1 protein-coding gene is annotated in these 600 nt (G+C 51.8%); it reads right to left on the bottom strand.

Translation table 11 applies throughout. From position 1 onward, the window contains the following. Window positions 1–594: type I-E CRISPR-associated protein Cse1/CasA (locus tag DDE13_RS22635; protein WP_268951273.1), on the bottom strand; the 594-nt coding region annotated here is incomplete at its 3' end. Window positions 595–600: the final 6 nt, after the last annotated feature.

The raw sequence follows: 600 nt of genomic DNA, 5'->3' as shown, positions 1-600 counted from the left end.
CCCTAAAGCCACTGCAGATTGTGTGGTTGCACGAGCAATCTCGCGCACTTTTCCTCGCAGATGTTTCGCTTCCGTCAGGAGCAAAACTACCGGCATGCTCATGCGAGAAGCATAGGTAGTTGCTACCGACGATGCCTGCGGACCGTACTCCACAGAAACCAGATCCACATTCAGCACTGCTGGAACATTGGCCTTTTGTACAGCCAATTCTGCCAGGCTAGCAAGGTTTTTCGGCCGCTTAGGAGCCTTTTCTTTAGCACTAAATCCGCCATCAGTTTCTGCAACGACTAAGGCATCTAGCGCTTTCCACATTGTTCGCTCTACGTCATAAGGACGTGGATAGTAAACATCATGGTCTTTTTTCGACTTATTCGTGGAGAAACGATATGGGGTCATCGGATCATCTAGCACATTGGCACCAGCGTCCGGTATCTTGTCCCCGTTACAGACAATTACTCCTACGACTCGATCCCCTTCGGGTATCAACCGGATCCTACGTGACTGCCATGTAGCTAAATCTGCAGGGCCTTGAGGTTGCGAGTTCTCTCCAACCACAGCCCTTTCACCTGGCCCGTACGCAGTACGCTCCCACACGGGGCG

The sequence above is a fragment of the Meridianimarinicoccus zhengii genome (genome assembly GCF_003254465.1).
GTDB classification, from domain to species: domain Bacteria; phylum Pseudomonadota; class Alphaproteobacteria; order Rhodobacterales; family Rhodobacteraceae; genus Meridianimarinicoccus; species Meridianimarinicoccus zhengii.
This window is presented reverse-complemented; position numbering and strand designations above follow the sequence as displayed.